7 protein-coding genes are annotated in these 6,617 nt (G+C 68.5%); 6 read left to right on the top strand and 1 reads right to left on the bottom strand.

Translation table 11 applies throughout. The features are described 5' to 3' along the window. From CA983_RS38980 to CA983_RS38965, 4 genes are all read left to right on the top strand, one after another. A partial coding sequence (locus CA983_RS38980) for an extracellular solute-binding protein (RefSeq protein ID WP_086605436.1) occupies positions 1-731 on the top strand: 731 nt, incomplete at its 5' end. Beyond that, positions 724-1,863: an ABC transporter ATP-binding protein gene (locus CA983_RS38975; protein ID WP_086605434.1), complete on the top strand. Its 1,140-nt coding sequence runs from the start codon at positions 724-726 to the stop codon at positions 1,861-1,863. The genes CA983_RS38980 and CA983_RS38975, both read left to right, overlap by 8 nt. Before the next feature lie 3 nt (positions 1,864-1,866). Then, the gene (locus CA983_RS38970; protein ID WP_086605433.1) at positions 1,867-2,763 is read left to right on the top strand and encodes an ABC transporter permease; all 897 of its coding nucleotides are present in this window, start codon (positions 1,867-1,869) and stop codon (positions 2,761-2,763) included. Beyond that, a complete protein-coding gene (locus tag CA983_RS38965; protein WP_086605432.1) occupies positions 2,760-3,626 on the top strand; it encodes an ABC transporter permease in 867 nt (288 codons plus the stop codon). The genes CA983_RS38970 and CA983_RS38965 overlap by 4 nt, the downstream gene beginning before the upstream one ends. 149 nt (positions 3,627-3,775) lie before the next feature. Here the strand turns inward: CA983_RS38965 and CA983_RS38960 are convergent, their stop codons facing one another. Continuing rightward, the gene (locus tag CA983_RS38960; RefSeq protein WP_086605431.1) at positions 3,776-4,600 is read right to left on the bottom strand and encodes a helix-turn-helix domain-containing protein; all 825 of its coding nucleotides are present in this window, start codon (positions 4,598-4,600) and stop codon (positions 3,776-3,778) included. A 138-nt stretch (positions 4,601-4,738) separates the two neighbouring features. Between CA983_RS38960 and CA983_RS38955 the strand changes: the two genes are divergently transcribed. Continuing rightward, positions 4,739-5,197 (top strand): nuclear transport factor 2 family protein, encoded by a 459-nt coding sequence (locus CA983_RS38955; protein ID WP_244207285.1) that lies wholly within the window; start codon positions 4,739-4,741, stop codon positions 5,195-5,197. A gap of 752 nt (positions 5,198-5,949) precedes the next feature. Continuing rightward, the coding region (locus tag CA983_RS38950) for a DNA-directed RNA polymerase subunit alpha (RefSeq protein ID WP_086605430.1) at positions 5,950-6,617 on the top strand (668 nt) is incomplete at its 3' end.

Genomic DNA, 6,617 nt, shown 5'->3' with positions numbered 1-6,617 from the left:
GGATCAAGAGCGTGAAGAGCGCGAAGATCCCTGAGAACCAGGTCACCGGCCATGCCATCGGTCACAGCTTCTACGGTCAGTGCATCGCGTATCGCACGGATGCCTTCGGCGGCAGGAAGCCCGAGTCGTGGGCGGACTTCTGGGACACCAAGGCCTTCACGGGTGGCCGTGCGATGGTCAGCCCGGACGGTGACCTGCCGGAGCTGGAGTTCGCGCTGCTGGCCGACGGCGTCCCGATGGACAAGCTGTACCCGCTCGACCTGGACCACGCCTTCAAGGTGCTGACCCGGCTGCGGTCCGACATCAAGAAGTTCTGGGACAGCGGCCCGCTCCCCGGTGTGCTCCTCAGCCGCCAGGAGGTGACGATGTCCACCGTCTGGGACGGCCGGATCGCCGATCTGCAGAAGCAGGGCGTCCCTGTCGCGCGGCAGCTCAACGGCATGCGCCGCCAGTTCTCGGGCTACGCCATCGCCAAGGGCGCGGCCCACGTGGACGCCGCCTACCAGCTCATGGAATTCGCGCTGCGCCCCGAGAGCCAGGCCAACCTGGCCAAGGCATTCCCGTCGAACCCCTCCTCTCCGTTGGCATACGCCAAGCTCACCGAGGACGAGCGCAACGCACTCGCCGGTGCGCCGCAGTACTACGACAAGGGCTTCGACGCGGACATCAACTGGTGGCTGAAGAACGAAACCGCCGTCACCAAGCGCTGGCTGGAGTGGGCTCGTGGCTGAATTCGGTATCGCCACACCGTCCGTCGAGGTGGCCGGTGGCAAGCAGGCCACTGCGACCGGCAAAGCGCTGTCGGTAGTGGCCCTGCGCAAGACGTACGGGGACGTCGTCGCGGTCGACGAGGCGTCCATGGAGATCGCGGCCGGGGAGTTCGTCACCTTCCTCGGCGCCTCCGGGTCGGGCAAGACCACGACCCTGATGATGATCGCGGGCTTCTGCGAACCGGACTCCGGCACCATCACCGTCGGGGGCCGCGACGTCACGAAGCTCGCCCCGCAGAAGCGCAACCTCGGGTTCGTCTTCCAGCAGTACCTGCTGTTCCCGCACATGACGGTCAGCGAGAATGTCGCCTTCCCGCTGACGCTGCGCGGCGTGCCGAAGGACGAGATCCGCAAGCGGGTCGGGGAGACGCTGGAGATTGCCGGTTTGTCCGAGTTCGGCGGCCGCAAGCCGCGCGAGCTGTCCGGTGGTCAGCAGCAGCGTGTCGCCCTGTGCCGGGCGCTGGTCTACCGGCCGCCGGTGATTCTCATGGACGAGCCGCTCGGTGCCCTGGACAAGAAGCTCCGCGACCAGCTCCAGATCGAGATCAAGACGATCCAGCAGGAACTCGGCCTGACCGTCATCTACGTGACCCACGACCAGGAAGAAGCACTGGTCCTGTCGGACCGCATCGCGGTGATGCGCAACGGCCTGATCGAGCAGTTCGACACCCCCCGGGAGCTGTTCGAACGTCCCAGGACCCCGTTCGTGGCGGACTTCCTCGGCGCGGCCAACTTCCTGCCCGGCCGCGTACTGCAGAACACCGACGATCACACCGTGGTCCGCCTCGATCGGAGTGGCGGTCTGATCAAGGCACGGCGTCACGAGCTGGCCTCCGGCACCCCGGTCAAGGTCGCCGTCCAGCCGGGCCGGCTGCGGGCCTGTGCCCCGGACGACGGTTTCTGTACCGGCACGGTCGAGATCGCCACGTACGTCGGCACCCTGGTCCGCGCGGGCGTGCGCATCGACGGCGGTGACGCGCCACTGCTGCGCCTGGAAGTTCCGGCCGGCCGCGGCCCCGTCACCGGCGAGCGGGTCGGCATCACCGTCGACCCCGACGACGTCAACCTCTTCCCCACCGAACAGGGCGGGTGAGCCATGGCCGCCACCCTCACCGCCAACGCCCCGGCTCGTCCGCGCAAGCTCCTGGCCTCGCGCAAGACCCGCGTCGGCATCCTCTACGCACTGCCCGTCGTCGTCTACCTGCTGGTGCTGTTCGTCTACCCGATCTTCACCACGCTGTTCCTCAGCCTGAAGAACGCCGACGGCTCGCTCACCCTGCACTGGTACGCCGAGGCGCTGACCGGCGTCAATCTCTCGGTCCTGTTCACCACGCTGCGGATCTCCGCGGAGACAGCGCTGTTGAGCCTCGTCTTCGGGTTCATTCTGGCGAACGCGATCTCGCGACTGAAGCCCCTGTGGGCGGCACTGGCCATGCTGGTCGTCGTCGTGCCGCACTTCATCAGCGCCCTGGTGCGTACCTACGGCTGGATCATCCTGCTGGGTGACAAGGGCCTGGTGAACGAGACCCTGGCCGCCATGTCGGTACCGGGGGCGCCGTTCCAGCTGCTCTACAACGAACTGGGCGTGGTCATCGGCACCACCTCCATGATGCTGCCCTACACCGTGCTGCTGCTCTACGGCGTGATGCGCGGCGTGGACCGCCGCTTGCTCGCGGCGGCGTCCAGCATGGGCGCGGGACGCGTGACCATCTTCCGCCGGGTCTACCTGCCGCTGGTCGCCCCCGGCCTGGCCAGCGCCGGACTGCTCAGCTTCATTCTGTCCCTGGGCTACTACATCACCCCCGCCCTGATGGGCGGCCCGAACCAGACGATGATCGCCACCCTCATCAACCAGCAGGTGACCAAGGAAAACCAATGGAACGGGGCAGCCGCTCAGGGAGTCATCCTGCTGCTGCTCACCCTCGGCGGACTGCTCCTGGTCAAGCTCGTCAGCTCCCTCGGCGCCAGCCGGAAGAAGAGGAGTACGTCATGATGGAGCTGCGCAAGACCCTCGCGGGTCGGATCGCGCTGACCGCGGTCGCCACCGTGATCCTGCTGTTCCTGGCGCTGCCGATCATCGTCATCCTCGTCACCTCCTTCAGCAACAACGCCTTCGCCGCGTTCCCGCCGGACTCCTGGACGCTCGGCTGGTACAAGGCGCTGTTCGCCGACGGCAGCAAATGGCCGGCCGCACTCTCCCTGAGCGCCCTGATCGCCGCCCTGAGCACCGTGTTCTCACTCATCATCGGCGTCACCGCGGCGACCGCGCTGACCAGAAGCGAACTCCCGCTGCGCTCGGCGGTCTACGCCCTGGTTCTCGGGCCGCTGCTCATCCCGCAGATCGTCACCGCGCTGGGCCTGTTCCTGCTCTTCGAACCGGCCTCGATGCTGGGCAGCCCGCTCGCCATCGCCCTCGGCCACACTGTGCTGGCCTCGCCGATCGCGGTGCTGATCCTGGTGGCGACTCTGCGCGGGATCGACGAACGGCTGGAGGACGCCGCCGCCAGCATGGGCGCCGTCCGCCTGACCATCGCCCGGAAGATCACCTTCCCCCTCGCCGCCCCCGGCATGATCGCCGCCGCGATCTTCTCCTTCATCACCAGTTTCGACGAGTTCTACATCTCCCAGTTCCTCTCCTCCGTCGACACCGTCACCCTGCCGGTACAGGTCTACAACTCCCTGACCTTCGACATCGACCCCAGCGTGACCGCCGTCAGCGCCATCCTCATCGCCCTCGCCATCCTCGCCCTCGCCCTGGTGGCCCTGGTGCGCTGGCTCGGCTCCGGACGGCAGAACTCCCTGCTGTCGGTCGAGAACACGGCAGGGGTCGCCGCACCCGGAGGGGAGGCCGTATGACCATCAGCGCTCATACTCCCGTGGCACCACGACTGGCAACCCGCCACATGCGGGCGCACCTTTGGCAGGCAGCCCCGCAGTAGCCGGGGTGCCGAACGGCTCCTCGCAGGAAGCCGGTGCGTTTTTCCAGTCCACTTCCCGGTCCACTTCTAGGGCGAAGCCGTAAGTGTCGCCGTGACGGTTTGGGCGACAGCCGCGCGCATCGTGGCCGCTGTGCGCGGATCCGCCGGGAAGAACGTCTCGATGGCGATCTCGTCGAGCGTCACGTCCCGTGGCGAGCCGAACACCGTCGTGGTGTACAGCAGCGCGAGTTCGCCGAACTCGGACGACAGCCTCAGCGGGACCACCAGGTCGTCCACCGCCCCTTCCGGGGAGGCCTGGCCCACGTCTCCCTCGGGGACGGGGTAGCTCTCCAGCTCCGCGAGCAACTCCGCCAGGCCGGCGGCCGACGTCCGCTCCAGCTGGCGGCGGACGCGGCGCAGCACGTGCGCCCGCCACTGCGCGAGGTTCCGGATGCGCCGGGACAGGCCGTCGGGATGCAGGGTCGCCTTCAGCACGTTGAACGGCGACCGCGCCGACTCCCCCGCCGCGTCGCCGAGGAAAACTCCCATGGCCCGGTTCGCGGCCAGCAACTCCCAGCGCACGTTGACGGCGAGCGCCGGGTTCGGCTCGTGTCCGGTCAGGACGGCCTCCACCGCGGCGCGCGCCGCCCCCAGGTCGGCGAGGGCGCGCTCGGCGTGCACCGGGGCGAAGCCCGCGGCCAGGTAGAGCGCGTTGCGTTCCCGCAGCGGCACGTCCAGCTCGTCGCACAGCCGCCGGATCATGTCCCGGCTGGGGTTCGCGCGCCCGGTCTCGATGCAGCTGAGGTGCCGGGTGGACAGCTCGGCGGCGAGCGACACGTCAAGCTGCGAGCGGCGCCGACGCTCCCGCCAGCGCCGCACCAGCACCCCGACCGGTTCGGTGGTGGTCGTCATGGGTTGAAGGTTGCCCGGCCTCGCGCGCGACGGCAATGACCTCACAGGTCATCGACAGCCCGCGCCGGCGGACCCAGAGTCGGAGGCGGATGCACAACTCGTAGCGCAGTGATCTACCGGACGAAAGGGACACCGGCCATGACCGAGTCGACAGCACAGCCCGAGCCCCGGCTCAAGACCGAGGCCGAGACCGAGACCGAGGCCGTCGTCGAGCAACTCGAACAGCTCGAACAGTACGTGCGGTTCTGGAACGCCGGCACTGAACCGGAGCAGCGCCGACTCGCGGCCGCGGCCCTCGCTGATGGGGTCGAGTACCGCGCAGAGATCGGGATCCTCAGCGGGGCACAGGCATTGATGGACTTCCGGAACCAGTTCGTCGCTCACATGGGCACCGCTGCGCTTCGCCTGCGTGAGCGGCCCCAGGTCCACCACCACCGCGCCAGGCTCCAGTGGGAGATCCTGACCGGCGACGGCGACGGCGCGTCCTTCGCCACCGGAACGGATGTGATCCAGCTCGACCAGGACGGCCGGATCAGCTCGGTCACCGTGTTCCTCGACCGGGCTCCCGCGGGCTTCGACGCCGAGGCGCATCACTAGGGCCTGTTGGCGACGTGCTGGTCACAGCCATGCGTGAGGGCTGTGACCAGCACGGTCGCCTCGCGAATGCGGGCCCCAGCGCCTCATCCAGGCCGGCACACCCACCGAACTCCACCCCTTTCCCGGCGCCTTCCACGGTTCCTTCGCCTTCCCCGGGGGCTCCGCCGAGACCACGGCCGATCTCGGCAAGCTCCTGCAGGCCGGCGGTGTGACCCGCGCTGCGGATCCCCCCCATCTCAGGCCCGCCCCTGAGCGATCCCGGCCGACAGCGCCCACATCCGCGGTCAGCACTGCCCTGCCCACCCACATTGCGCGGCGCGCAACGGGCCGGCGAACTCGCCGCGGACGTCGATACCGAGGCGGAAGCGGTGAAAGACTCATCCATCTCCGGGCAGCAGGCGTGAGCCGGGTGCTCGACCCGCGGGGCAACGGCCTGCCCACCGTGCTCCACTGGGGCGCCGATCTCGGCGACCTCACCCAGGAGGGGCTGTCGCAGCTGGCCGAGGCCGTCACCATGCCGAAGGGCGCGTCGGCTGATCGGTCGGACGTGCCAGGACGTGCCAGAACATGCCAGGACATGCCAGCTGGAAACGGCGCGTTGGCAGGTCTGTCTCCCTGTCACCGTGTGCCTGCCGAGTTGAGGAGATGGGCCGTTCGGCCTCTTCGGAGACCGTATCGCCCGTATGACCCGTACCCTTCCTGGTGTCCACGGCGTTACATAGCGGGCGCCAAACCACTGGAGGCAACACCCCGTGCTGATCGCTCAGCGTCCGTCCCTGACCGAAGAGGTCGTCGACGAGTTCCGTTCCCGGTTCGTGATCGAGCCGCTGGAGCCGGGCTTCGGCTACACCCTCGGCAACTCACTCCGCCGCACCCTCCTCTCCTCGATCCCCGGTGCCGCTGTCACCAGCGTCCGCGTCGACGGTGTCCTGCACGAGTTCACCACCGTGCCGGGCGTCAAGGAGGACGTCACCGACCTGATCCTCAACATCAAGCAGCTGGTCGTCTCCTCGGAGCACGACGAGCCGGTCGTGATGTACCTGCGCAAGCAGGGCCCGGGTCTGGTCACCGCCGCCGACATCGCGCCGCCGGCCGGTGTCGAGGTGCACAACCCCGACCTCGTCCTCGCCACGCTCAACGGCAAGGGCAAGCTGGAGATGGAGCTGACGGTCGAGCGTGGCCGCGGTTACGTCTCCGCCGTGCAGAACAAGCAGGTCGGCCAGGAGATCGGCCGGATCCCGGTCGACTCGATCTACTCGCCGGTGCTCAAGGTCACGTACAAGGTCGAGGCCACGCGTGTCGAGCAGCGCACCGACTTCGACAAGCTGATCGTCGACGTCGAGACCAAGCAGGCCATGCGTCCGCGTGACGCCATGGCGTCGGCCGGTAAGACCCTGGTCGAGCTGTTCGGTCTGGCCCG

This window comes from Streptomyces swartbergensis, from assembly GCF_002148965.1.
GTDB classification, from domain to species: domain Bacteria; phylum Actinomycetota; class Actinomycetes; order Streptomycetales; family Streptomycetaceae; genus Streptomyces; species Streptomyces swartbergensis.
This window is presented reverse-complemented; position numbering and strand designations above follow the sequence as displayed.

What these genes read in the sequence shown, in the direction of transcription:
- CA983_RS38970 (WP_086605433.1), top strand. Translation starts at nt 1,867, where the DNA reads ATGGCCGCCACCCTCACCGCCAACGCCCCGGCTCGTCCGCGCAAGCTC.
- CA983_RS38965 (WP_086605432.1), top strand. Translation starts at nt 2,760, where the DNA reads ATGATGGAGCTGCGCAAGACCCTCGCGGGTCGGATCGCGCTGACCGCG.
- CA983_RS38960 (WP_086605431.1), bottom strand. Translation starts at nt 4,600, where the DNA reads ATGACGACCACCACCGAACCGGTCGGGGTGCTGGTGCGGCGCTGGCGG.
- CA983_RS38955 (WP_244207285.1), top strand. Translation starts at nt 4,739, where the DNA reads ATGACCGAGTCGACAGCACAGCCCGAGCCCCGGCTCAAGACCGAGGCC.